The sequence below is a fragment of the Desemzia sp. FAM 23990 genome, assembly GCF_045528485.1.
Lineage (GTDB): Bacteria > Bacillota > Bacilli > Lactobacillales > Carnobacteriaceae > Desemzia.
Genome location: NZ_JBGQQW010000014.1, coordinates 15,057 through 38,971, shown reverse-complemented (window position 1 = coordinate 38,971; position 23,915 = coordinate 15,057). Strand labels below are relative to the sequence as shown.

Below are 23,915 nucleotides of genomic sequence, written 5' to 3'. Positions count from 1 at the left end.
TTACGCCCCTTTCTTCTCAGTCAGTACACTGCCTTTTTCTACTACTAAAGGTTGTTCGGGTGTGCCGATTAATTTTACTCCCGGAGCTACAGTGACATTTTTATCTAAAATCACGTATTCCAAATGAGCTCCTTCACCAATTTGACTGCCTTGCATAATAATCGAGTTTTTTACTACCGCATTTTCTTTGATACGAACTTTACGGAAGATGATCGTGTTTTCCACTTCACCATCTATATAACAGTCTGTTGCAATTTGAACATTTGAAACTTTGCTAGAAGGAGAATAATAAGTTGGTGCACCATTTCTTGCTCGTGTAATGACAGGTTCATCACGGTAGAATAATGAATTGTAGTTGTCTTCATCCAACATATCCATGCTCGCTTCATAATAGCTCAACACAGTATCGATATATTTTAAGTATCCTGTGTATTCAAATCCACAAACTTTATTGCCTTGTTCTAAAGCCAGGTTCAGCATTAATCCCATATGGTGTCTTTCTTGTCTTTCTTCAAGCAGATCCAAATAGTATAAGAATTTTTCTACACTCATCACAGTGATACCTGTTTGGATAGCTAATTTTTCATTTCCTTTATCCATCATCTCACTAACAGAATTAAGGCATTCAATCACTCCAGTATCTGGATTAAGAGAGTAACTTTTCAGGTCTGTATCAACAGGTACTTCTGCAGCCGGAATATTTTTGTAAACAACGGTCATGTCTGCAGAATTTTCTTTATGGTAGCGTAAAATAGATTGTAAATTAATGTGGCACAACATTTTACTGCCGGTAATCACCACATACTCAGCTGCGGATTTTTTTACATAGTTTCGTTGGTCTTCATAATAAGTCAATTTATCGCCTTCTAGAGCCGCAGATTCTTTTAAATCCATTTGAGAGTGGGTAAATACTCCTCCGCCAATAGTAGAGTCTAAACCCCATTCAAACCCGCTTCGAATATGATCGTATAGTGAATGTCCACTTCCAGAAATGAATAATGCTGCAGATGTAGCTTCTGCATTATGCAAAGCAGTAAATGGGAAATCGATTAAGCGGTATCTGCTTGCAAAAGGCAAGGCTGCTACAGGGCGTTTATTCGTTAAAGGTTTTAACCTACTACCGTCTTCAACTAAATTAACGATTGCACAAAAACTATTTCTTCTCATCATCTTTAAGTCCTCCAATCTCTTCAGAGTAGCCTAACACAGCTATATCTTTATCCTTACCAATCAATTTTCCGCCATCGTGTACTTTGGCATTTTCACCAATGATCGCATGATCAATGACTACATTTTCACCAATAGTTACGTTTGACATAATAAAACTGTCTTTAATCACTGACCCTTTTCCAACTTTGACATTGTGAGACAAAATGGAATGTTCTATTTCTCCAGCAATATAGCAGCCGTCTACTATCATTGAATTCGTTACTTTGGAAGTTTCAGTTAAGAATTGAGGTGGAGAATCTGGATTATTAGAGTAAATCCTCCAGTTTTCATCTCGAATGTTTAAGGCATGTTCGGGGTTGAGAAACTCCATATTTGCTTCCCATAAACTTTCAATTGTTCCAACATCTTTCCAATAATCTCTAAACGCATAGGCATAAATATCTTCACTATTTCGAAGATAAGCTGGAATAACATGCATTCCGAAATCTTCCATTTGACGATTTTTAGCTTGGTTGTCGATTAAATATTTTTTCAATTTAGGCCAATCAAAGATATAGATTCCCATTGAAGCCAGATTGCTTTTTGGATTGTCAGGTTTTTCTTGGAATTCAATAATCCTGTCTGACTTATCTGTGTTCATCAGTCCAAATCGAGAAGCTTCTTCCCACTCAACAGGAATAACACCAACTGTTAAAGCAGCTTTTTTTTCTTTATGGTAATCCAACATTTTTTGGTAATCCATTTTGTAAATATGATCTCCAGATAAAACCAATAAATATTCAGGATCGTATCTGTCTATAAAGCCAATGTTTTGATAGATAGCATGAGCTGTTCCCTTAAACCATTTTTCTCCATCTACATTGGTATAAGGTTGAAGAATGGTAGCTCCTCCATTATGAGTATTCAGCCCCCACGCTTCTCCATTACCTACATGAGCATTTAAATCCAACGGTTGGTATTGAGTAACAACACCAACATTCTTAATTCCTGAGTTTGCGCAGTTGCTCAATGCAAAGTCGATGATGCGGTATTTCCCACCAAATGGAACGGCTGGTTTGGCGATTTCTTTAGTCAATTTTCCTAAACGAGATCCTTGTCCTCCAGCTAATATCATAGAGACTATTTCATTTTTCATTTTTATACGGAAGATACAATTTCTGTAACCTTCCTCTACCCTCCTCTTTTTTATAATAACTTCAAACAGCTATAAAACAAAATAATTTGACTATTAGAATGAATATTTATACTTTTGGTACTTTAAAAATTCTTTTAGGCTTTAAAATAATCACACTCATAGCTGGAACAATCAAATTAATAGAGTATTCCTGATTATTATGGGGTTTTTTCTCTGTTTTTAATGTTCCCTGTGTTTCGGTCCAAGTACCCCCAAGCTCTTCCATTTCTGTATTTAACAGCTCTTCGTATTGCCCTTCAAACGGAACTCCCACTCGATAATTTTGCCGTTCCACAGGTACAAAATTGCATATTATAATAAGAAAATCTCGCGGTTTTTTTCCTTTTCGAATGTAAGTCATAATCGATTCCGAAGCATTATCGGCGTCTAAAATTTCTATTCCTTTAGGATCATGATCTAATTCCCATAAAGCTTTGTTCTCTTTGTAGATCTGATTTAACGTTCGGCTAAATTGTAGATGTTTATTGTTCGCTGCGTCATCCAAACTGTTCCATTCAAGGCTGGAATCAAACTTCCATTCAAGGAACTGACCATACTCATTTCCCATAAACCCTAATTTTTTACCTGGGTGTGTCATCCGAAAAGCTTCCAACGTTCGAAGACCGGCAAATTGATTGTACCGATCTCCAAACATTTTGTGCATCAATGACTTTTTACCATGAACTACTTCGTCATGTGAAAAAGGCAATACATAATTCTCATTGAACATGTACATAAACGAAAATGTCAGTAAATTAAAATGCTGTTTCCGAAGTGCAGGATTCATTTCAAAAAATCTCAATGTATCATTCATCCAGCCCATATTCCATTTGTAATTAAACCCTAAACCACCTTGCTCCACAGGTTTAGTTACTTTTGACCAGGCAGTACTTTCTTCCGCAATCATTAATGTTTCTGGATGACGTTCAAAGATAACTGTATTCATTTTTTGGAGAAATTTTACGCCTTCTCGATTGTGGTTGCTTCCGTCATCATTGGGTATCCATTCTCCTTCATCGTAATCCAAGTACAACATGTTGGAAACAGCATCCACTCGTAGTCCATCTAGATGAAGTTGCTCAATCCAGAACAAAGCATTTGAAATCAAGAAACTATGGATTTGTGGTTTTCCCAAATCGAAGTTCAACGTTCCCCAACGGTAGTTTTGAGCTTGATGGTAATTTTGATATTCATATTGCGGTGTGCCATCAAAATAAGCCATGCCATAATCATTTTTATTGTAATGACTCGGTACCCAATCCATAAGAACACCAATATTGGCTAAGTGAGCAGCTTCAACAAAATCTTGCATGTCTTCTAATGTTCCAAATTTTGAAGAAAGGGCAAAATAGCCGGTCGCTTGGTACCCCCAAGAAGCGTCAAGAGGGTGCTCCATAAGAGGTAAAAATTCAATATGTGTATAGCCCATCTCTTTTACGTAAGGAATAAGCTCCCTTTGTAATTCTGGAATACTATACCAAGTTCCATCCTCATGGCGTTTCCAAGAGCTCATATGTACTTCGTAAATATTCAATGGACGTTCGTAAACAGGGAATCTTTTTTTGGATGCCATCCAAAGCCCATCACGCCATTTTTTCTGTGGCAGTTCTTTGATGACTGAAGCATCTTTTGGCCGTACTTCGTATTCAAGAGCTTGGGGATCGATTTTTAGTTTGACGGTTCCATCTTGGTGTTGGATACGGTATTTGTAGGGTTGTCCTTCCTTAGCGCTATCACAAAAAACAGACCACATTTCTGTGTGACCTACTTTTTCCATTCTTTTCCCTTCAAACCAGTCAGTACAATCACTGACTAAAGAAACTGCCTCAGCATGGGGCGCCCACACAGTAAAGCGAAACCCCTCTTTTCCATTTTGAACTTCTTTATGACTTCCTAAAGTTAAATAGCAGTCATAATAATTCCCTGTATTAAACAGATAACTCATTTCTTCAAATTTTTTCATGTTGAATGAATTAATGATTTGTTTTTCCATTTCCTCCACCTCATTCTAGTTAAAAACAATTATTCGTTTTATTTTATCATTGAATTCTAATTTTTGACATCTTTTTTTAATACAAACCCACTTTTTTTTGATCTTTTCATCTTATTCAAACTATACCATTTCGTTTTTAAAAATGCTTTTAAAGACCCTTTTCTTTTTAAATAATTCTTTTTAACTTTTTTTACTTTCTTTTATTCTTTTTGTCTAAATGGTGTCTATTAGAATACTTTAATGGTAAAATAATCATAAGAACACTTTCTTTAATAAACTTTTTTCATGATTATTTTTGTTTGAAACACTTAGTTTTGAAAAATAACTCATTACGAAAGGAGGTAAATCTATGTTAAACATTGCACTTCTTTCAATTGGATTTCTTGGCTTAGTTATTGCAGCAATAACCCCTCGTTCAACTCTAGGTGGAGCTATCTCGCTGCTAAGTTTTGCTGCTTATTTCTTTATGAATGAGAATGATGAATGGTACACAATTATCATTTTTATTTTAGGTATATCTCTATTAACCTTTGAGGTTTTTATACCGGATTTTGGAATAGCGGGTATTATAGGAATCCTGTTGATTATTTTTGGTTTGTATCAAACATTAGGAGATCTTGGTCAAGCTATTCGAGATTTAAGTATCGCTGTTCTCTTATCCGTTGGCTTAGTGATTGTATTGGCCAAGAAAGGCTATTCTTTTGATAATTTCAGTAAGTTGGTTTTAAATAATGACTTAACTTCCGAGAGAGGTTTTTTGAGTAGTATTGATTATTCTTCTTTACTTGGACAAACCGGTAAAACACTTACTGCTTTAAGACCCACTGGAAAAGCTTTATTTGAGGAAATTACTTTAGATGTATTGAGTCAAAATGAAAGAATTGAAGAAAATGTTCTAGTAGAAGTTATTAAAGTGGAAGGTTCTAAAATTATAGTTAGGAGAGTGGTAGAAAATGAATGAAACGAGTAGTTTTATTGGTATAGCTATAATTGCGGTTATAGTAATAGTTATTATCAGTTTATTTTTACGATTTGTACCCGTTGGTTTATGGGTAACTGCATACTTTTCAGGAGTTAAAATAGGTATTGGAACTCTTGTAGGAATGCGTTTGAGACGTGTTACTCCTTCTCATATCGTTCGCCCGCTGATCAAGGCTACAAAAGCCGGGTTAGTATTGAACATTAATGATTTGGAGGCTCATTATTTAGCTGGTGGAGATATCAACCAAGTTATTGACGCTTTGATCGCTGCTGAAAGAGCAAATATTCCTTTAAAATTTGAACAAGCTGCGGCTATTGACTTAGCAGGACGTAATGTTTTTGAAGCTGTTCAAGTCAGCGTAAATCCCAAAGTTATTGAAACTCCATTTATTGCTGCAGTAGCTAAAAATGGTATCGAAGTTCGTGTAAAAGCTAAAGTAACGGTTCGTGCTAACATCGAACGGTTAGTTGGGGGTGCCGGTGAAGATACGATTATTGCCCGTGTTGGTGAAGGTATCGTTACAACTGTAGGTAGTTCCATAAATCACAGTGCCGTACTAGAAAACCCTGACGGTATTTCAAAAGTTATCTTAAGTAAAGGTTTAGACTCCGGTACTGCTTTTGAGATTCTATCGATCGATATCGCAGACGTTGATGTTGGACGTAACATTGGTGCTCAATTGCAAACAGAACAAGCCCAAGCAGATAAAAATATTGCTCAAGCTAAAGCAGAAGAACGTCGCTCTATGGCTATTGCAGAAGAACAAGAAATGCAAGCTGAAACACAACGCATGCGCGCTAAAGTTGTGGAGGCCGAATCTCAAGTTCCATTAGCCTTAGCAGATGCTTTGAAGTCAGGAAATCTTGGCGTTATGGATTACTACAACATGAAAAATATCAATGCTGATACAGATATGAGAAGTTCTATTTCAGATAGTTCTAAGAGAGAAAGTGATGAATAATGAATTCTATATTCATTCTCATCATGTTGGGTCTCCTTGTTTATAGCGGTATATTCATTTTCATATTTTTTATCCGTGCGCTGATACCGAAAAACACTCGGCAAAAGAAAAGCTCAGATATAACAAGAGCAGGCAGCAACCGGAACCAACAACAAGTTGCCAGAAGAACGACCACTCCTCGAACTCCAAGTAGGTCAGTTTCGGCTAATCGAAATGCAAATAAACAACAAAGTTGGAGAGAACTTGCTTCTGAGTTTAAAGAAGCATTGAATGAACTAGATTCTTCCAGTTCGAAACAAGCCAATACTCAAAAAAGAACTACTGTGAACCAACCTAATCCTAAAAGAAATCCTTCTGCTACTAAACGGCAACGTGATTATAGCCGCGAAGGTTCTGGAAGTTCGGAAGGTATGGGCAGTTTAGAAGGTACTAGAGGTCTTGAAGGATCATCCAGTTACGAAGGTACTGAATTTCATCCTGAAGGTCATACCACAAAGCAGAAATCACTAAAAAAAACAGCTGTCTCGCGCGATGCATATGCACCTAGTCTTAAAATAGGTAAAACTCATTTGCAAAAAAATATCGTTCAGGCGGTGGTTTACAAAGAAATACTTGATAAACCAAGAAGTAAAAGACCTATTAGATAGGGAAAATCGATTGTGCAAAAAAAGGAACGATGTTTCGGTCCTTTTTTTGCACGATTTTTCAGCCTTTTGCTGCTCCGCCTAAAGCAAATCCTTTAGACATATGGTTCTGTGCGAAATAGTACAGTATAAAAGTTGGTAACATATATATAATTGAATATGCTGCAAGTTGTCCGTAAGCAGCGTAACCATACTGCCCAAAAAATTGGTACAACGTTACTGAGGCAGGTAATTTAGAAGGAGATTGCAACAAGATATAAGGTACAAAGAAATTGCCCCAGCTTCCGATAAAAGTAAATATGGCTACTGTAAAGATCCCCGGTTTCATAAGTGGAATAATCACTTTTCGTAGACCATCAAATGAACTGGCTCCATCTATCCAGGCCGATTCTTCTAGTTCAACTGGTACACCATCCATAAAATTTTTCATCATCCATATGCCAAATGGTAATCCTGAAGCGGTTAAAAATAATAAAGTTGCCCAAAGAGAGTCTACCCAATTAAAGAAAACAAATAGCTGATAAACAGGTACCATCACTGCTGTAATAGGTAACGAAGTCATGAATAAGATTGTCATCAATAATTTTTGTTTGTGCTTTAATGAAAATCTGGATAGTGGATAGCTAGCTAACAAGGATAAAACAACAACTAAGATCGTCTGTCCTCCAGATAAGAAAAGGCCATTTATAAAAGCACTTTGATTTCCTGAATCTGTCAGTACAGTTGAATAATTAGCTAAAGATAGTTCTTCTGGAACTTTTAACACTTGTGTAGCAGACTCATCAAAAGAAGCAAAAATAATCCAAAACAACGGTAAAATAAACATTGCTGCAATAATGAGTAAAATTATATATGGAATGATATTTCGTAATTTTATCGGTTTCATCATTTTTGCCTCCTACTCTTCTGTTTTTAATAATTTGATATACACCAAACTAAGGATAATTCCTATAGAAAGAATAATTAATGAGATAGCTGTTCCATACCCTAATTGATAATTTACAAAAGCTTGTTCATACATTAAGACTGGAAGTGTAGACGTGGCTCCAGAAGGACCACCCCCTGTCATAGTGTAAATTAAAGTAAATACCCCCATCGTACTTAGCGTAATGATAACTAGATTCGTAAAAATCGTATTTTTAATCATAGGTATCGTTATTTTCCATAGCCTTTGCCAAGCAGATGCTCCATCTATTTTTGCTGCTTCTTCTATACTATCCGGAATATTATCTAAAGCAGATTGGAACATCAGCATACTCAATGCAGAACCTTGCCAGATATTTGCTACAACTATTGAGAACATAGGAAAAGTGAATAACCAAGATATAGGTTCAATTCCCGAGCTCATTAAAATCTGGTTCAATGTTCCGCCATCATGTAAGAAAGAAACAAACATGATTGCTACAATCAACTCTGGAGTAACCCACCCTGCCATAAATACACTTCCGACTACTTTTCGAAAGGTCCGATTTGTATTTTTCATTAAAAAAGCTAATAGGAATCCAAACAACTGCTGACCCATAATTCCTGATAATACTAAGAAAACAATGGTAGTAAAAAACGATTGTTCAAATCGTGGGTCTCTCATTAAATTGCTGAAATTTTGAAATCCTACAAATTGAATATCCTGTGCAGCTGCCCCTGTTAAAGAAAAGTTTGTAAAAGAAAAGAAGAAAGTCATCATGATAGGTCCTACAAAAAACACTACTAATTATAGGAGAGAAGGTGTTAAAAAGAGTATTGCTTGCCTCTTTTTGTTATTATTTTTCCTTTTTGCTGTTCTATTTAGTGCATTTTCATTCTGCATTATACTCCCTCCTCGTTTTAATTTATTTCTTTAAAAATGAGAGACCAACTTGTTAAATTGGTCTCTTATTTGAATTTATTGATTTATAATATTATCCGTACCAACAATCCGTTCTAATCCTTCAATATAGCTTTGAACAGCTTCTTCAGGAGTAACATTCCCTGATACAAGCGACTCCACAACTTCTTGAATATGAGTTGAAACAGTTGGGTAGTCATCTACTGCCGGACGGAAGTTAGTATAAGATAAAATTTCTCCAGCTTCCTCATAATTACTGATAGGTTGGTTTAAATATTCTTCATCCTCTGCCACATCAGTTCGTACTGTCATATCTCCTGTTTGGCGAACATAGTCGGTTTGGTGTTCTTGATCAACTGCCATTTTAATAAATTCAGCAGCTAAATCTTTATTTTGAGCATTAGATGGAATAGATAATGCCCAACCTCCAGACATAGAAGTGTATTCTGGATCTTCACCATTTTGAGTTGGAAAGGCCACAAAATCCCAAGTATCCAGAGCTTCAGGCCAAGGAGTTGCTCTCCCTTCGCGCCAACTTGCTGCTACCCAATTACCATCCATTACCATGGCAACTCCATCATTTATCATCAAATCTTCTGCTAATACAGTAGAAATCTGGCTATTTGAGGCTACGCTTAACTCTGGTCCTAAGTCATTCTGATAAACGTTATCAATAAAAGTAAACGTGTCTAATAAAGCCTGTTCATCTACGACCCATTTTCCTTCATCCCAATTGTACAATTCAGATCCTGTACCAAAATACAATTGTTGGAAAGTTCTCATTGCTGTTGCTTCTCCATTTGCCTTGGTAGAATACATAAATAACGGTATGGTTTCACTATTACTGCCTTTAATAGTCTCAGCAGCCGTTAAAATTTCTTCCCAAGATGCAGGTTCAAATGGAACAGGCAAACCTGCTTCTTCAAAAATATTTTTGTTGTACCAGAGACCTTGGACATCAGTACTAAAAGGGACTCCATAAATTTGTCCATCTTCAGCAGTAACCCCTTGTTTAACAGTCTCTTCTATTAAATCCCAATCCTCCCATCCATTTACCACATCGTCCATAGATTCCAAATACCCAGCATTTACATCTGAATTCAAGATAAAAGTATCTTCTACAGCTACGTCTGGGGAAGTTTCTGCCGATTGCATCATTAATGCTTGGCGAGTAGTTGTGTCATCAAATAATGGTATCAATTCCACATCGACATCGTCATGCGTGGCTTCAAAATCAGCTTCTAAGTCCGCAAACCAATCCTCCCACCAAGACGGATAACTCACCTTTAAGACTTGCTGCCCACTTGCTCCGTCTGTGTCTTCGGCATTATCGTTATTACCGCAAGCTACTAGACCAAACACTAAAGGAATGGCTAAACCAGAAAAGACAAATTTTTTCTTCATCCTATTCTCCTCCAATTTAATATAATTGTTTAGAAATTTGTTTTACCGATCTGTAAATCAGTAAAACGTTTTCATTTCTTATTCAAAGTATATCTTTACATCTTTATTGTTTTCAACTAATACGGTTGATATTTAGTCTTTCAACCTGTTCAGTTTTCATTTCATTTCACAAAATGTAAAAAAGGAAGTTGAGATAGAGACGCCTCAACTTCCTTTAAAGAACATCCTATTTCTATTTTAACGATAATACTTCTTTAGAAATTTGTTCATAATAGGAACCAAAATAGGAGCTAGTATAAAATAGAACCCACTATTCCCTAATGCGTGCATGGTGTCAAACGGCAAACCCGCTAGATAATAGGCCCAAAAATTTTGGATGCCAAAAAATGGTGCTTGTACTGCTGAAATGACAAAACCATAGATATATCCAGTCAATCCGGCGTAAAGAATCATCCCTACAAACAGAATACGAGGAACTAGAATTGTAAGAGATCCTGTTAACAAGATAATAACGGTAAAAGAGGCAATCTGTGCTATTGTCCAGACACCTAAACCTAGGTTAATATTTGATATCAAAATACTCAAAATAGCTACAATCAGTCCATCCCTTGTTCCTAAAGTAAGAGTAATCAGCAGTAAGATGACTGTTACAGGTTGTACATTTGGCAAAAACTGAAACAGCAAGCGGCTGATATAGCATAAAGTTGTCAGTATACCCAACAACGCTATATGTTGAACTTGATACCTTTTTGAAGAGCGTTTAATAGCCATTCAAGCTCCACTTCACTTCATCTCCGTCTTTGAGCACATAATCGGCTGCTCCAACAGTTGGTTGTTCATCATTGACTGTGTACAACCAGTATTTGCTTTCTGTCTCATCTTGCTCATGCTCTTCAATAGAACTGACTAAACCACCCTCTTCGACCACTTTAAAATTCTCTTTCAAAGCTTCCAATACCGTTTGGCCTTCTTCAATGTCAAATTCTTGTGCTAAATCAGCTATTTCCTTATCGTCTTCTTCAAAGGTAAATGAGACAGTAATAGCTGTTTCAACTGAGCTGACTTCACTAGATGTTGCAGATGATGATTCAGTTTCTTGATTGTTACTCCCACAAGCAGTGACCAAAACAGCTGATGATACTAAAAGCATTAATTTGAATGATTTAACCATTTTTATTCCTCCTGATAAATTCCATTAGTTTTAAAGACAAAAAAAAAAATGCCCCAACAAGGCGCAAATGTCTTATTAGAACTTCTAATTGAACAATAGAGTGCTTTGCCTCGAAGCCTCATTGTGTATAAACAATTGAAAAAAAGACCTGACTTAAAGCTGTTCGCTTTTCACAGTGGCGGGACCGTGTTGGATTTACACCAACTTCCATTTTTCAAGAGTTGTATTTAGTTTTAGGAATAGCCTCTTTTTTCAAATCTGTATGAAAAACGACTCCTCCTCTTTCGTAAAACGGTTCTTCAATTCCTTTACGATGATTGACCACTCGAGCAATAGCAAAGAAATAGTCGGACAAACGATTGATGAAAATCGGCACAATTGGATTGATAGTTGTTTCTCTACTTAATGCAACAATGATTCTTTCCGCTCTTCGAGTAACTGTTCGTGCAACTTGCAGTAAACTGGAAACCGGGTGTCCGCCAGGGATAATAAACTTTTCAATCGCAGGTGGTTCTTCTGCATAGATGTCAATTCTCGATTCGATCCACTCCACTAGTTCTTTTTGGACTTTATATTCTTTCAGTCCATCTGGAGTAGCTAAATCTGTTCCGCAGTCGAATAAATCATATTGGAGTTTGATGAGTTCTTGTTTAATGTCAGTATCATCCAGTTGACTAACAATATACCCCATTAATGAATTCAACTCATCAATAGTACCGTAGCTTTCTACACGTATCGAATCCTTAGGAATCGTTCGGCCGCCAATGAGATTGGTATTTCCAAAATCGCCGCGTTTCGTATATATCTGCATCTTATTCTCCTTTCCTTGTTTACTATTTCACTATAAAACAGAATTCCATTAAAGTAAATCAATAATTTTTAGACTAACAACAATCCGTCTAAATTTAAAACTTGGATTTTCTTTTTCGGTTTCTGCTTGATCAAACCCGAATCCTCTAAATCGCTTAATTTACGGCTGATGGTTTCTGGAGTCGTTCCTAAATAAGAAGCTAAGTCTTTTTTAGTCATAGGTAAGACAAATTCCGTGGTATCCGTTTCTGAATCAAGGCATTCTGCTAAGAATAAAGCAAGACGGGTTTCCACTTTTTCGGTAGCAAATCGTGTCGTTTGTTCTTCAGACTTCTCCAATCGCTGGGACAATTCATTTAAAATTTTTAAAGAAATGGAAGGATATTTCAACAAGTATTCCTGCAGATCAGAGCGTCTGATCTGACATATTTTTGTATCCACCATAGCTTCAGCATAGGACTCGTGTTTCGTGTTTTCGGGACTGAACAAAGCCATTTCACCAGTAAAATCTCCTGGTTCCAAAATACGGACCACTTGTTCCTTCCCAGATTCAGCCAAACGATAAATACGGATTCTCCCTTTATTTACAATGTATAATGTATCGGATTCTTCCTCTGCGCGATAAACCATACTTCCTTTTTTAAATGATACTGATTGAGTAGTTTGCATAATTTCATCCATTTGTTCATCTTCTAAATGATTAAATATCGGTACTAATTGAATACAAGCTTTGTGAGTTCCAAACAAATGGTCATGACAATTTGAATTCATAATAGAGTCCCTCTTTTCTATGTACTTAAGATTAGTATAACTCATTTCTTTTACTCTGTTAGTATACTCGTCCTTTTTTGATTAAAACTTGATCTTTATCAAGTTTTATTTTTTATCCATCCAACTTTTCTAATTACTTTTATTATGTTTTCTTCTTTTAGGATAGTATTAACTCTTGTTAAAAGTAATACAATGATGGTATATTATTAATGTACTTAAATCAGCTTAAGAAAGAGGTCGTTTTAGTGAAAACAGTAGCATTAGTAGGTAGCTTAAGAAAAGATTCATACAATTTAAAATTAGTAAACCACTTAGCAACAACATATCCAGAATTAGGTATCGAGGTTGCAGAAATCGGCAACTTGCCTTTCTTCAATGAAGAAATCGAAGCTGATCCAGGTCAAGAAGTTCGTGACTTCCAAGCTTTAGTAAAAGATGCTGATGCAGTAGTTATTGCTACTCCTGAATACAATGCTTCTATTCCAGCAGTATTGAAAAATGCTTTAGACTGGGTTTCTCGTGCAGGCAGAGAAATGGAAGGCAAAAAAGTTTTGATTATGGGTGCTTCAATGGGTAACCTAGGAACAGTTAAAGCTCAAATTCACTTACGTGATATCTTAGATACATTAGGAGTTGCTGCATACGTTATGCCAGCTGCTGGTGGTAATGATGTATTTGTTGGCGCTGTTCACGAAAAATTTGACGAAAACGGCAAATTGACGGATGAATTGACTGCTCAATTTATCAATGCAATCATTGGACGTTTCAAAAACTTCATCAAAATTGACGTGAACTTATAATCTGTCTGTAAAATGATAAAAAAGCTGTTTCGGATTCAAACCGAAACAGCTTTTTTATTCTACTCGAGACATGGTCAAGATAAAGTACTTCGCATCTTATAGTAGATCTGCGAACCCTAGCCATGACAAACATCTCCCTATTTTCTAGTTAAATAGACCCGTAATAGCTTGCCAGATTTGTTGAAAGAAGCTGCTGATTCGATCTAATATGCCGCTTGCCTCTGCATCATCCATAAAATCACCAATCTTGTTTTGAACGAGTTCTGATAAATTGTTTAATTGTTCTTTTACAGCTTCTGAATCAATCGCTGCTGTTTGTTGATATTTTTCAAATAGACTCATTAAGCGGTCAATCTGTTCTTGTGTAACTACATTTTCTAAATTGTTGTTAGCTAATGCTTCATTGATAATACGTTCAATGTCTTCCTTTGTAGCTAACTCACCTTGTTGTTCTTTTAATTCCGCTAGAGATTGTTTAATTTCGATAATAGCTTGATCTAATTTGGAAGTATCAAAGTCCGCATTTTCTGCATTCTCTTGAGCAATCTCATTGGTCGTTTCCAACTCATCTTGCGCTACTTCCATGCGCTCTTGGTCTAAATCTTCACCGTTGACATCAAAAGCTTTATAAATACCAGATAGCGCACTTTCTCCTGTAGCTGGTCGAATACTAGCAACAACGATCGTGGCATCTGCAACGCCTGCTGTGATAGCTGCATTGGCATATTGTTCTTGAGTGATTTGTGTGATATTTTCAGGTGTTTGAATATTGACTACAACTCCATGTCCTTCATCTTCTTTTTCTACTAATACAGATGAAATCAAACTGGAAGTATTCGCAGAACCGGATCCTAAATACTCTACTAATTCTTCTCCTGTGACATTGACACTAGCCACATTTTCAGGGTTCTCTATCCCAATCAACTCTTCTGTTTCTGCTACTTCAGATTCAGACAAACCTCCACCATAAACAAAGGTTGGCTTACCCCATTTTTCATTAACTACTGTTGTATCTATACCAGTTTCAGCAGCTTGTACTGGAACCGATGCGGCTAATGTGCCACTAATCAATCCCGTGGTTACAAGTAGACCCATTCCAAGTTTTTTTAATGTATGTTTCATGTTTTCTAACCTCCTTGGTTTAGTTTAGCGAACTGCTGGAATTATTTCTTCCAACTTTAGACTGATTATTTTATTTTGGTATTAAATACTTTTGGTACCGGTGAAGTAAATCGGACTAATTTTCTCGAAGTTGGATGATGAAAAGCAATTGTTGTAGCATGCAATCCTAACCGTTTCAAATAATTTGTAGTAGAACCATATTTTCTATCTCCTACCACAGGATGCCCAATGTCAGACATGTGAACGCGAATTTGATTTTTTCTTCCGGTTTCTAGCTGTACTTCCAATAAACTGGTCACACCATTGGATTTAATTTTTTTGTAGTGAGTAACTGCATGTTGCCCGCCATTGTCTCTAGGGCTCGAATGAACTTTATACGATTTAGGACTTTCCGTCAGCCAAGATTCGATTGTTCCTGTTTCATCTTTGACTTCTCCTTCAACTAACGTAGTGTAGATTCTTTCTTTAACCATCGTCTTCCAATTGTCTTGCAATCTTTGTTTGATTTCTTCACTTTTAGCAAAGATCATGACTCCAGAAGTGTCTCTATCCAAACGATGAACAACATAAATACGGTTAGCTGAATTTTTTTGTTGGACATAAATCTTTAATTGTCTATGAGCTGTCATTTCTTGTTGACGGCCAGCCGCAATAGATAAAACGCCAGCTTCTTTATCGATCACAATAATATCCTCATCTTCATGCAAAATAGAAATTCCCATCAATTCACTTTGGATTTGAGCTGTTTTATTGTCCGCTATTTTAACGGTTTGACCAGGCTTCAAAGGATAATTGAATTGTTTCACAGTTTTACCGTCTACCGTTATTTGGCCTCTACTCAAAACAGATTTGATGGAGTTTCGGCTGCTTTTCACTTTGTTCTCCAATAGAAAATCCAATAATTCTTTTTCTTCTTTAATGACAAATTGCATTGGCGTTTGTTTGCTCTTTGTTGTGTTCTTTATATTCTTTGTGTTCTTAGATGTCTTTTTCATTTTTTAATTCCTCACTCTCATTCTTTATTATACACAATTATGGGAGTTTAGCGAGGTATCCAAAAAGACATCTTTTGATTCCGTTCATTTTAGAAAATGACTTTCCGATCACACTAAACACAAATTTAAAGAAGACAAAAACAAGCTATTGACCAGATAAAATCCATCTGGCAAATAGCCTGTCATAACCTCTCTGATCGGATAATAGAAATCAGCAACCACATTCCTAAAAAACCCGCTCCCAGGAAAAATATAATCCCTAACCACGATGTGCCAGTTCCTTCAGCTGCAAAGATAATCAATGCTGACGCCAATATTAGTGCAGAAACAATAAGGGCAAAAACAACGCGGTTAACCATCTTGTTTAAACCGGTCCATTTATCGTCCATATTAATCAAGTCTAATTTTACTTTCGTTCGACCATTGTTCAAATTCTCAAACAATGTGCTTATTTGATTAGGCAAACCCACTAGACTTTTTGTCATTTGCAGCGAAGATAATAATAATTTTTCTTTGCTTATGGGCTCAAACAGTTTAAAGTTATCGCTTTCGATCAAATACCCTTTTGCAATTTGTACGATATTCAAGTTGGGAGCTAATTCTGTTATCAGTCCTTCCAATACCGTCAATGCGCGAACCAATAACGTGAATTCACTCGGCATAGATAATCCGTGTTTGCGTGTAACATCTAAAACATCTGCAATCAGTGTCCCAAATTGAATACTGCTGAAATTAGCTGCTAAATAGGTTTCAACCAGATAACTCAAATCTTCGTAAAAACGCGAACGATCGATTCGTTTCCGTTGTACCCCCATTTTTAAAAGAGTGTTCATCAACTGATTTAAGTCTTTAAAGACGATCGCTTTTAACAAATGATTTAAACTTTCTCTATTTTCAACAGAAAGGTAGCCCATGATCCCAAAATCAATAAAATAAATTTGGCCTTCTTTAATAATCAAATTACCTGGGTGAGGATCTGCATGGAAAAAACCGTCTCGAAAAACTTGCGATAAAAATGACAGCAACAATTTTTGGGCAATATCTTCCTGTACATACCCAGCTGCTGTTAACCCTTCAGAGTCTAAAATTTTATACCCTTCAATATATTCTTCCACAATGACACGTTTTGAATGGTACGGTAAATACAATTTTGGAACACTGACACAAGCAATTTCTTTGTTCAACTCCCGAAATTGCATGATAGCATTGGCTTCATTGCGAAAATCCAACTCTCGTTTAGATGTCTGCCGTATTTCTTCAAAGGCTTCTTTGGGATTCACCAAGAAATCTTTGAACACATTTGGAGCCCGGTCAACGATGCGGATGAATAATTCAATGTCCTGCAACAGACTGGTCTCGATATCTGGTCGTTGAACTTTCAGCACAACTTCTTCGCCGGTTTTTAATTTTCCTCGATGGACTTGAGCTACCGAAGCACTAGCTAACGGTTTTACATCAATGGTTTCAAAAACTGTTTCAATATCTTGACCAAATTCTTCCACAAAAATCGCCTTTGCTTCTTCAAATGGGAAAGAAGGTGCTTCATCTTGCAGTTTGGATAGCTCCGCAATGTATTCCATCGGCAAAATATCTCTACGGGTAGACAAAATTTGGCCGATTTTGATAAATCCGGGACCCAGTTCCTCAAATGCTTTTCGTAAATTTTTAGGGTCTTGTTCTTTTTTTTGTGAGCGCACGCGCGTATTGTATAAATGACCAAAACCATACTTGCCCAGAATGCTCACTATTTCACGTAATCTTTCTCCACTTGAAGGCACAAAATCACCCCTATTTGTTATTCTCTATCAATTCATCCATTTGAGCATTTAGAGCAGCAATCTTTAACTCTAAATCTTCAATGTCTTTTCGTTGAGCCACATTCATTTGAAGTAAGATTGCTTGTATCTCATCTTTATCAAGAGTGTCGTCTTTCATTTTCCCTTTGCCTTTGCGAATCAATTCTTCACTCAATTTCTTTCCTTGATCAACAGTGATCTGACCTCTAGTGGCTAATTTTTCAACCATTTCTTCTGCTTTGTCATAAGACATTGAAGCTCCGCCAATACCTGCTAATATCATTTTTTTCAAATCATTCATCTCTATCTTCTCCTTTCAAATTGAACTGCTTTTTAATGAATCAATTCTTTAGATATATTATATCACTAAATTGAGAAAGCGTTTTAAAGAACATTTTTTAAACGATAAAGTAATTGATACATCACACCATTTTCAACAGCCCATTTCATTTTACCGTTTTTAAAATGCTCTTTTCGAATAAAATATGTTAGGAAAGATTGAATGGTTTCCAAGTCTGCATGTGCAATGAAATTTTCCCATTCTTCACTAGAAGGCTCAGAGACCAAAAAATCATGAATATAATCCGTATAATCTCCTTTTTCTAGAGATAAGTCTCTATACTTCTTTGCAAAATCAATGATTCTGCTATCGTATTTAATGAAACCCGGGATGACTTCCCCTTCTATTTCTTCTTGCGGAATCTCTTCTGCGAATAATTGATCGGTCTCCTTAAAATAAGAAAGATACTCAAAGAGCGATTCTGTGTCCGCCATCTCTACACTTCCTTTCCTTCTAAATGAATGCAATGAAATAGGGTTATTTTCATTGCATTCATTATAACGCGAATTTTAACGAAGTAAAAAAAATACACTTATTCCTTATAGTTTTAGGTTCCTATTACAACAACTCTGCTTTTTTCATTCTATTACATCAACTTTTTTTAATTAGTGATCAATCTGGAAGAAAAACATGTTATCCTACAGAAGAGAAGAAACAACGCTATCTATCTTCTATATACATCTCTACCATTCTAATCTCTATGAGGAGGAAACAAATATGGATACAACCATTCAATCTTACTTTAAAGACTTATCGTCTACTGACAAAGAAAAACAATTGTCAGTTTATCACGCTATTCTCAAAATAACTGAAGAACCTGTAGATTGGGCTTACGAAGTATGGGAGAATCTAAAAAGTGATTTGAAGCATAAAAACAATCATCGAAGATCCAGAGCGGCTCAGTTTTTAGCTAGTTTGGCCATTAGTGATCCCGAAAATCGTATGCTCACAGATTTTTCTGATGTGTGGAAAGTAACTTATGACGAAAAATTTGTTACTGCTCATCATGCCCTACAATCCATTTGGAAAATTGCTTTAGCGGGTAAAGAACAAAAGGGTCTTGTTTTACAATATTTAACTAATCGTTTTAGAGATTGTGTTGTTGAAAAGAACTATACCTTAACAAGATTTGACATTATCGAGGATTTAAAAAAACTATACCTTGTTCAATCTGATGAAAACTTGAAGAATCTTTCTCTTGAACTCATTGAATCGGTTGACGAACCTAAATATAAAAAGAAATACTTGGATGTCTGGAAATAAATAATTGTTCTTAACTCAGCAAAAACACAATGACGATTTCCCCATTGTGTTTTTGTATTAAATAAGATAAAATGATCTTAACCTTTATAAAGACACCTTTTGTTGCATCTTCGATTTTTTCTGTTCATCCTTCTCTTAGACATATCCCACAACCATCACTATTATTCCCATACACCCTACCGCCTTTTAGCTTTCCCTTGAACATCATCTTAAGAACAAATCCGTATTTCTCTTAATTTTTTAAATCCACTAACAACCACAATCTATTCACCTAATTTCATTACCTATACAACCATCGAAAGTCAACATTTCTACACTCATTATGAGAAAAAATAAATAAAAAAGTCGTTTTTCTTGCTTTTTTCTAATAAACTAGTTATCATTAAGTGTGAAATCGCTTTATCCCTAATTGCTACATAGTAAAAGGAGAGATAAATATGATTAATCTTTATGTTACCCCAAGTTGTACTTCATGTAGAAAAGCAAAAGCATGGTTAGATGAACAACATCTTCCATATATTGAAAAAAACATTATTGCCAGTCCGCTTTCTATTGATGAATTAAAAAATATTTTAAGATTAACCGAAGAAGGAACAGAAGAAATTATTTCTTATCGTTCCCATGCTTATCAAAATTTAACGGTTGATATTGAGGAATTGTCGCTGGAATGTCTTTTGGATTTGATACATAAAAATCCGGAACTTATACGAAGACCTATTTTAACTGATGAAAGACGACTTCAGGTGGGATACAATTCAGATGAGATCCGTTGTTTCTTACCAAGAGACGTCCGTAAAGTAGAATTCCAACGCATACAACAAGAATTAGCTTTAGAAGCAAATTAAACAAAAGTGCGGGGATAAATCGTCCTTGCACTTTTTTTAGACGCGCTGCAAAAGTCAGCCCATACTACCACAACAGCCACTCAAATATTAGGTGAAAAACACCTAACTTTTGAGTGGCTATTGTGTCAATAAATGAAAAGACGTTTATCATGTACTTTTATTCTTGGGCGATTCTTGGATCTTTTACAAAGTACAGCAGTACTCCTCCAATAATAAAGAGAATGATCAATGCAAAAACACCATTTAAAGAATTGCCCGTATGTTGGGTGATTATCCCCATCAGGAAAGGCCCCATAACTGCAGCGAATTTGCCGAAAATATTGTAGAAACCGAAAAATTCATTTGATTTTTCTCCTGGAATCAATTGTCCAAACATAGAACGACTTAGAGCTTGTACCCCACCTTGAGCCGTTCCAACTAGAACAGCCAGGATGATGAATTTAGTTAACGAATCTAATGTTAAAGCAAAAATACAAATAAAGATGTAGGTGGCAATCCCAACATAAAGCATTTTTTTATTTCCCAATATTTTAGACAGCCTTCCATATATGATTGAAAATGGAAAGGCTACAATTTGAACGACCAATAAAATAACAATCAAAGAATTACCCGCAATCCCTATATCCGCACCCACTGCAGTAGCCATTTTAATGATAGTCCCTACACCGTCGATATAAAAGAAATAAGCCAGTAAAAATAGAAAAGCATTTTTATATTCTTTGATATTTTTAAATGTGTCCCATAGTCGTTTAAAACTATTGCGCACCACATGAGGCTGTCTTTCAATATAATGTTTTTGCTCCACATTTTTCCAATACGGAATCGTGAACATAAACCACCACACAGCTGTCATAAAAAATCCGCCTTTTATCAATGCTGTTTGAGAAATCGGTAATATGCCGGTCAATTGGAATAGAATAAATACAATAAAGGGAATCGAACTACCTATATAACCAAAACCAAACCCTGCACTACTCACTCGATCCATTCGATTTAATGTGGTAGCATCCATAATAGAAGCATCATAAAAAATATTTGCTGCACTGAAACCAATAGAAGAAACAGCATACAATACGAGCAGCACTCCCCACTGACCTTCTGGAGCAAAGACAAAACCTAATGTGGATAGAATCCCCAACAATGTCCCAAAAGTAAATAAAGGATTCCGAAACCCTTTATAGTCTGCCAGCGCCCCCAAAATAGGCGATAAAAGGGAGACAATCAGTGTAGCAATGGCGTTCGCATAACCTAAATAAGCGGTTGAATCAGCTTCTGAAACACCTGCTCCCTCCGCAATAGCTTTATAGTACAAAGGAAAAACGGCTGTTGTGACCATAATTGAATAAACAGAATTTGCCCAGTCCTGCATAATCCAGCTTTTTTCCGGCTTAGTAAACGTAAACTTCTTACTGGTTTCTTGCACGATTAACCTCCCCTTTCCCTTCTAGAAACAACTCAGTTAATATTCTTCCATCTGTAGGATGATTGAATTCATATCCCATCGCATATAAGAAAGTAGGACCTTCATCCACTAAACGTGCAAATGGCACTAGTGCTGTTGAATCGATTCCTGGTCCTGAAAGAAACAACATGGTTTCATAACTCTCTTTAGTAGGTGAAAACCCATGTGTTGCTCTATGGTAGTCGCTGCCTTCCGTTGGTTCAATTAAAGATCCCAGATCGTCTACAAAATAGTACCCTCTTTCGGCTTCGACTAAAAAACTGCAAGATCCGTCGGCACCCAATTGATCAGCTTGCGCTTGAGTGTAGATCGTTTCGATTCCCTTTGGAAACTCTTCAAGTGCTTGACTAACTTTTTCTAAATCGGTTCCTGGTTTTGTATAAATGTAAGTCGCTCCATCTGCTCCTTTAGCCATAACCTCCCAATCGAGAAGCTGTTTCTTTTCTCCCGTCTTGATCCAACCTAATTGTTGGAAATAGCTGTTTAAATGAATCACTGTATGGGTGTCTATCTGATAGTGGTCTCCTAAAATCGCTATGACGGTCTCTTCAAAAATATCTTTTCGCTTCATCACTTCAATGATCTGCCCTAAATGCTTATCCATATTCCGAATCGCTTGTTGTGCTTCAGGGGAATGTACGCCGAAATGATGGCGCATGCTGTCTAATTCAACATAATGGATCGCCATTAAATCAGGGTTCTTTGTGTCGATAGTCTCTAGTATACTGGCAGTTAAGAATTCATCCAGTTCTGGTTGCTGAATCCCGTTTCTCAACCGACCAAATTTCCGCTCCAACTCGAAAATAAATTTGGGCGTAGAAGAATAGAGAGAGACCAAGACTTGATTCTGCCAAGGACGATTCGGAAAAATCTCCGTTAAATTGTAATCGATCGATTTGCTTCTTCCTGTTACTGGCCAAAGAAAACTGGCTGTCTTATAACCTTTTTCGTGTGCTGCATCAAAAAGGGTTGGAACTTGAATATCTTTTGCGTACCAGTGCCAATCTGGAGACTTACGACCAGGTTGCACATATGTATTATTCGTAATCCCATGTTTATTGGGATAAACTCCCGTCATAATTGATGTATGAGCCATATAAGTTAAAGAAGGGTACACCGTTTCTACTTTCTCCACTAGTGCGCTTCTTTCCAACAGCATTTTAAAATTAGGCAATGTTCTAGCGTATGTTAAGTCATTTGCACCAAAAGCATCTAAAGAAATGATGTACATTCGTTGTTTCTTCATATTTTCCCTCCACTAACCTGTTTTCTTATATTATGCCATAAGCTTCTCTATTAAAGAAAGCGACTAATTATTTTGTTTCTGTTAAGGAAAGACTTCAATTATTGAAGAATTGAACAGTCATTTATCCGGCGTTCAAGAAGGTCATGATTCAGTGATGAACATTGAGCATGAATACGGTAATTGAATGAAACGAACGATATGACAATTCCACAAGAAGTTATCGATGCAGCAACTAATCCACAATAAATCTTTTTTTTATTGATTGAATAAAGACGGTTAATTCGTCTTTATTTTTTTGTGCCGTCTAATTATGTCTTTATCTACTTCTCATGTGGCGGTATACTAAACATAACAAAATATAAATGGATGAGGGTCTACTATGATTACTTTTGATAACATCACTTCAAAAACAACGTTAATTGAAGAAAATGAATTTTATAAGCTGTACCACAATCACGATGCACTATTCATGTATGATTATAATTTTATGCGTTTAAAGTACCAGCCCACTTTAGAAGAATTCCGATTAATTGAAAAAATACTGTTGGAATTCCATGAAGATATGAAAATGGACCATGTGAAATTCTATTGGCCAGAAGACTATGGATTTACAGAGCCCATTATTGATTACCTATCCAGTAATGGTTACGGAATAGAAATTTTAGAATTATACGCTATCGATCCGAAAGATTTCTTAGCTACAAAAAGAAACTCTGCTGTTACTGTTGGACTTGTTACAGAAGATACTCTAGAAGTGTTCAAGCAGCTCAATCGCACTCAAGATATTCAAATCAGTGAAACCTTTGCTCGTCAAAAACAAGAACTCTATGAACAAGATTTTGATGATCCAAAGGTGCAGCAAGTCATCGCCTATCTAGGTCAGCAAGCTGTTGGCGGAGTTGATTTGCTGTTAGGGGAAGATACTGTAGAAATAGATAACTTTTTTGTGTTAGAGGACTACCAACGTCAAGGCATCGGCACAGAAATCCAACATTTTGTCATGGACATGGCAGGATCCCGGACGGTTATTTTAGTTGCTGACGCGGAAGATACTCCAAAAGATATGTATGTAAAACAAAATTATACTTATTTAAGTTATCAAGTAGGTGCCTTAAAAGAATTCTCTGCGCCTCAATAAAAA

General features: G+C 36.2%; 24 protein-coding genes and 1 riboswitch. Of the genes, 7 read left to right on the top strand and 17 right to left on the bottom strand.

What is annotated here, in order from left to right; all coding sequences use genetic code 11:
* The 3 genes from glgD to glgB form a co-directional block, all read right to left on the bottom strand.
* On the bottom strand, positions 1 to 1,170 hold the full coding sequence (glgD, locus tag ACEN4I_RS07165) for a glucose-1-phosphate adenylyltransferase subunit GlgD (protein WP_407102584.1): 1,170 nt from the start codon (positions 1,168 to 1,170) through the stop codon (positions 1 to 3).
* A complete protein-coding gene (locus ACEN4I_RS07160) occupies positions 1,154 to 2,305 on the bottom strand; it encodes a glucose-1-phosphate adenylyltransferase (RefSeq protein ID WP_407097640.1) in 1,152 nt (383 codons plus the stop codon). The genes glgD and ACEN4I_RS07160 overlap by 17 nt, the downstream gene beginning before the upstream one ends.
* Before the next feature lie 106 nt (positions 2,306 to 2,411).
* Positions 2,412 to 4,337, bottom strand: coding sequence for a 1,4-alpha-glucan branching protein GlgB (gene glgB, locus ACEN4I_RS07155; protein WP_407097641.1), 1,926 nt, complete (start codon positions 4,335 to 4,337; stop codon positions 2,412 to 2,414).
* 349 nt (positions 4,338 to 4,686) lie between these two features.
* Here glgB and ACEN4I_RS07150 point away from each other — a divergent pair, with 349 nt between their 5' ends.
* From ACEN4I_RS07150 to ACEN4I_RS07140, 3 genes are read left to right on the top strand one after another with little or no spacing between them, the layout of a single operon-like run.
* Positions 4,687 to 5,298 carry an NfeD family protein gene (locus ACEN4I_RS07150; RefSeq protein ID WP_407097642.1) on the top strand — a complete coding sequence of 204 codons (612 nt, stop codon included), beginning with the start codon at positions 4,687 to 4,689 and terminating at the stop codon, positions 5,296 to 5,298.
* Positions 5,291 to 6,280 (top strand): flotillin-like protein FloA, encoded by a 990-nt coding sequence (floA, locus tag ACEN4I_RS07145; RefSeq protein ID WP_407097643.1) that lies wholly within the window; start codon positions 5,291 to 5,293, stop codon positions 6,278 to 6,280. Before ACEN4I_RS07150 ends, floA begins: the two co-directional genes overlap by 8 nt.
* A complete protein-coding gene (locus tag ACEN4I_RS07140) occupies positions 6,280 to 6,927 on the top strand; it encodes a hypothetical protein (RefSeq protein WP_407102583.1) in 648 nt (215 codons plus the stop codon). Before floA ends, ACEN4I_RS07140 begins: the two co-directional genes overlap by 1 nt.
* A gap of 58 nt (positions 6,928 to 6,985) precedes the next feature.
* Here the strand turns inward: ACEN4I_RS07140 and ACEN4I_RS07135 are convergent, their stop codons facing one another.
* The 7 genes from ACEN4I_RS07135 to ACEN4I_RS07105 all read right to left on the bottom strand — a co-directional run bounded on the left by ACEN4I_RS07135 (position 6,986) and on the right by ACEN4I_RS07105 (position 12,905).
* On the bottom strand, positions 6,986 to 7,813 hold the full coding sequence (locus ACEN4I_RS07135) for a carbohydrate ABC transporter permease (protein WP_407127662.1): 828 nt from the start codon (positions 7,811 to 7,813) through the stop codon (positions 6,986 to 6,988).
* A 9-nt stretch (positions 7,814 to 7,822) separates the two neighbouring features.
* Entirely contained in the window at positions 7,823 to 8,608 is a 786-nt protein-coding gene (locus ACEN4I_RS07130) for a carbohydrate ABC transporter permease (RefSeq protein WP_407102581.1), read from the bottom strand.
* A gap of 198 nt (positions 8,609 to 8,806) precedes the next feature.
* Positions 8,807 to 10,153, bottom strand: a complete 1,347-nt coding sequence (locus tag ACEN4I_RS07125) for an extracellular solute-binding protein (protein ID WP_407102580.1) — start codon at positions 10,151 to 10,153, stop codon at positions 8,807 to 8,809.
* A 237-nt stretch (positions 10,154 to 10,390) separates the two neighbouring features.
* Complete coding sequence (locus ACEN4I_RS07120) at positions 10,391 to 10,924, bottom strand: ECF transporter S component (protein WP_407102579.1); 534 nt, start codon at positions 10,922 to 10,924, stop codon at positions 10,391 to 10,393.
* Positions 10,914 to 11,324, bottom strand: coding sequence for a DUF4430 domain-containing protein (locus ACEN4I_RS07115; protein ID WP_407102578.1), 411 nt, complete (start codon positions 11,322 to 11,324; stop codon positions 10,914 to 10,916). The genes ACEN4I_RS07120 and ACEN4I_RS07115 overlap by 11 nt, the downstream gene beginning before the upstream one ends.
* 90 nt (positions 11,325 to 11,414) lie before the next feature.
* Positions 11,415 to 11,559, bottom strand: a riboswitch (adenosylcobalamin (AdoCbl) riboswitch).
* Positions 11,539 to 12,135, bottom strand: a complete 597-nt coding sequence (locus tag ACEN4I_RS07110) for a cob(I)yrinic acid a,c-diamide adenosyltransferase (protein ID WP_407102577.1) — start codon at positions 12,133 to 12,135, stop codon at positions 11,539 to 11,541. Its footprint overlaps the riboswitch before it by 21 nt.
* A 68-nt stretch (positions 12,136 to 12,203) precedes the next feature.
* Positions 12,204 to 12,905 carry a Crp/Fnr family transcriptional regulator gene (locus tag ACEN4I_RS07105; protein WP_407097535.1) on the bottom strand — a complete coding sequence of 234 codons (702 nt, stop codon included), beginning with the start codon at positions 12,903 to 12,905 and terminating at the stop codon, positions 12,204 to 12,206.
* Between the two features lie 245 nt (positions 12,906 to 13,150).
* Between ACEN4I_RS07105 and ACEN4I_RS07100 the strand changes: the two genes are divergently transcribed.
* Positions 13,151 to 13,705: an NADPH-dependent FMN reductase gene (locus ACEN4I_RS07100; protein ID WP_407097536.1), complete on the top strand. Its 555-nt coding sequence runs from the start codon at positions 13,151 to 13,153 to the stop codon at positions 13,703 to 13,705.
* 144 nt (positions 13,706 to 13,849) lie between these two features.
* Here ACEN4I_RS07100 and ACEN4I_RS07095 read toward each other — a convergent pair whose 3' ends face one another.
* The 5 genes from ACEN4I_RS07095 to ACEN4I_RS07075 all read right to left on the bottom strand — a co-directional run bounded on the left by ACEN4I_RS07095 (position 13,850) and on the right by ACEN4I_RS07075 (position 18,392).
* Entirely contained in the window at positions 13,850 to 14,827 is a 978-nt protein-coding gene (locus tag ACEN4I_RS07095) for a DUF1002 domain-containing protein (RefSeq protein WP_407097537.1), read from the bottom strand.
* A gap of 65 nt (positions 14,828 to 14,892) precedes the next feature.
* The gene (locus tag ACEN4I_RS07090) at positions 14,893 to 15,822 is read right to left on the bottom strand and encodes an RluA family pseudouridine synthase (RefSeq protein ID WP_407102575.1); all 930 of its coding nucleotides are present in this window, start codon (positions 15,820 to 15,822) and stop codon (positions 14,893 to 14,895) included.
* Positions 15,823 to 16,004: 182 nt separating this feature from the next.
* Complete coding sequence (locus ACEN4I_RS07085) at positions 16,005 to 17,600, bottom strand: ABC1 kinase family protein (RefSeq protein WP_407097539.1); 1,596 nt, start codon at positions 17,598 to 17,600, stop codon at positions 16,005 to 16,007.
* 10 nt (positions 17,601 to 17,610) lie between these two features.
* Positions 17,611 to 17,919, bottom strand: coding sequence for a phasin family protein (locus ACEN4I_RS07080; RefSeq protein ID WP_407102574.1), 309 nt, complete (start codon positions 17,917 to 17,919; stop codon positions 17,611 to 17,613).
* Positions 17,920 to 18,002: 83 nt separating this feature from the next.
* Complete coding sequence (locus ACEN4I_RS07075; RefSeq protein ID WP_407097541.1) at positions 18,003 to 18,392, bottom strand: DUF6508 domain-containing protein; 390 nt, start codon at positions 18,390 to 18,392, stop codon at positions 18,003 to 18,005.
* Positions 18,393 to 18,675: 283 nt separating this feature from the next.
* Here ACEN4I_RS07075 and ACEN4I_RS07070 point away from each other — a divergent pair, with 283 nt between their 5' ends.
* Both ACEN4I_RS07070 and spxA read left to right on the top strand, forming a co-directional pair.
* Positions 18,676 to 19,221 (top strand): hypothetical protein, encoded by a 546-nt coding sequence (locus tag ACEN4I_RS07070; RefSeq protein ID WP_407102573.1) that lies wholly within the window; start codon positions 18,676 to 18,678, stop codon positions 19,219 to 19,221.
* 437 nt (positions 19,222 to 19,658) lie between these two features.
* Positions 19,659 to 20,066: a transcriptional regulator SpxA gene (spxA, locus tag ACEN4I_RS07065; RefSeq protein WP_407097543.1), complete on the top strand. Its 408-nt coding sequence runs from the start codon at positions 19,659 to 19,661 to the stop codon at positions 20,064 to 20,066.
* Positions 20,067 to 20,223: 157 nt separating this feature from the next.
* Here spxA and ACEN4I_RS07060 read toward each other — a convergent pair whose 3' ends face one another.
* Together ACEN4I_RS07060 and ACEN4I_RS07055 are read right to left on the bottom strand one after the other, a co-directional pair.
* Positions 20,224 to 21,435, bottom strand: coding sequence for an MFS transporter (locus tag ACEN4I_RS07060; RefSeq protein ID WP_407102605.1), 1,212 nt, complete (start codon positions 21,433 to 21,435; stop codon positions 20,224 to 20,226).
* 37 nt (positions 21,436 to 21,472) lie between these two features.
* Positions 21,473 to 22,774, bottom strand: a complete 1,302-nt coding sequence (locus ACEN4I_RS07055) for an ectonucleotide pyrophosphatase/phosphodiesterase (RefSeq protein WP_407102572.1) — start codon at positions 22,772 to 22,774, stop codon at positions 21,473 to 21,475.
* Positions 22,775 to 23,153: 379 nt separating this feature from the next.
* On the opposite strand from ACEN4I_RS07055, the gene ACEN4I_RS07050 reads away from it, so the two are divergent.
* Complete coding sequence (locus ACEN4I_RS07050; protein WP_407097545.1) at positions 23,154 to 23,912, top strand: GNAT family N-acetyltransferase; 759 nt, start codon at positions 23,154 to 23,156, stop codon at positions 23,910 to 23,912.
* Positions 23,913 to 23,915: the final 3 nt, after the last annotated feature.

Excerpts from the sequence above, each read along its gene's own strand:
- glgD (WP_407102584.1), bottom strand. The coding sequence starts at position 1,170 with ATGATGAGAAGAAATAGTTTTTGTGCAATCGTTAATTTAGTTGAAGAC.
- ACEN4I_RS07160 (WP_407097640.1), bottom strand. The coding sequence starts at position 2,305 with ATGAAAAATGAAATAGTCTCTATGATATTAGCTGGAGGACAAGGATCT.
- glgB (WP_407097641.1), bottom strand. The coding sequence starts at position 4,337 with ATGGAAAAACAAATCATTAATTCATTCAACATGAAAAAATTTGAAGAA.
- ACEN4I_RS07150 (WP_407097642.1), top strand. The coding sequence starts at position 4,687 with ATGTTAAACATTGCACTTCTTTCAATTGGATTTCTTGGCTTAGTTATT.
- floA (WP_407097643.1), top strand. The coding sequence starts at position 5,291 with ATGAATGAAACGAGTAGTTTTATTGGTATAGCTATAATTGCGGTTATA.
- ACEN4I_RS07140 (WP_407102583.1), top strand. The coding sequence starts at position 6,280 with ATGAATTCTATATTCATTCTCATCATGTTGGGTCTCCTTGTTTATAGC.
- ACEN4I_RS07135 (WP_407127662.1), bottom strand. The coding sequence starts at position 7,813 with ATGATGAAACCGATAAAATTACGAAATATCATTCCATATATAATTTTA.
- ACEN4I_RS07130 (WP_407102581.1), bottom strand. The coding sequence starts at position 8,608 with ATGATGACTTTCTTCTTTTCTTTTACAAACTTTTCTTTAACAGGGGCA.
- ACEN4I_RS07125 (WP_407102580.1), bottom strand. The coding sequence starts at position 10,153 with ATGAAGAAAAAATTTGTCTTTTCTGGTTTAGCCATTCCTTTAGTGTTT.
- ACEN4I_RS07120 (WP_407102579.1), bottom strand. The coding sequence starts at position 10,924 with ATGGCTATTAAACGCTCTTCAAAAAGGTATCAAGTTCAACATATAGCG.
- ACEN4I_RS07115 (WP_407102578.1), bottom strand. The coding sequence starts at position 11,324 with ATGGTTAAATCATTCAAATTAATGCTTTTAGTATCATCAGCTGTTTTG.
- ACEN4I_RS07110 (WP_407102577.1), bottom strand. The coding sequence starts at position 12,135 with ATGCAGATATATACGAAACGCGGCGATTTTGGAAATACCAATCTCATT.
- ACEN4I_RS07105 (WP_407097535.1), bottom strand. The coding sequence starts at position 12,905 with ATGAATTCAAATTGTCATGACCATTTGTTTGGAACTCACAAAGCTTGT.
- ACEN4I_RS07095 (WP_407097537.1), bottom strand. The coding sequence starts at position 14,827 with ATGAAACATACATTAAAAAAACTTGGAATGGGTCTACTTGTAACCACG.
- ACEN4I_RS07090 (WP_407102575.1), bottom strand. The coding sequence starts at position 15,822 with ATGAAAAAGACATCTAAGAACACAAAGAATATAAAGAACACAACAAAG.
- ACEN4I_RS07080 (WP_407102574.1), bottom strand. The coding sequence starts at position 17,919 with ATGAATGATTTGAAAAAAATGATATTAGCAGGTATTGGCGGAGCTTCA.
- ACEN4I_RS07075 (WP_407097541.1), bottom strand. The coding sequence starts at position 18,392 with ATGGCGGACACAGAATCGCTCTTTGAGTATCTTTCTTATTTTAAGGAG.
- ACEN4I_RS07070 (WP_407102573.1), top strand. The coding sequence starts at position 18,676 with ATGGATACAACCATTCAATCTTACTTTAAAGACTTATCGTCTACTGAC.
- spxA (WP_407097543.1), top strand. The coding sequence starts at position 19,659 with ATGATTAATCTTTATGTTACCCCAAGTTGTACTTCATGTAGAAAAGCA.
- ACEN4I_RS07060 (WP_407102605.1), bottom strand. The coding sequence starts at position 21,435 with ATGCAGGACTGGGCAAATTCTGTTTATTCAATTATGGTCACAACAGCC.
- ACEN4I_RS07055 (WP_407102572.1), bottom strand. The coding sequence starts at position 22,774 with ATGAAGAAACAACGAATGTACATCATTTCTTTAGATGCTTTTGGTGCA.
- ACEN4I_RS07050 (WP_407097545.1), top strand. The coding sequence starts at position 23,154 with ATGATTACTTTTGATAACATCACTTCAAAAACAACGTTAATTGAAGAA.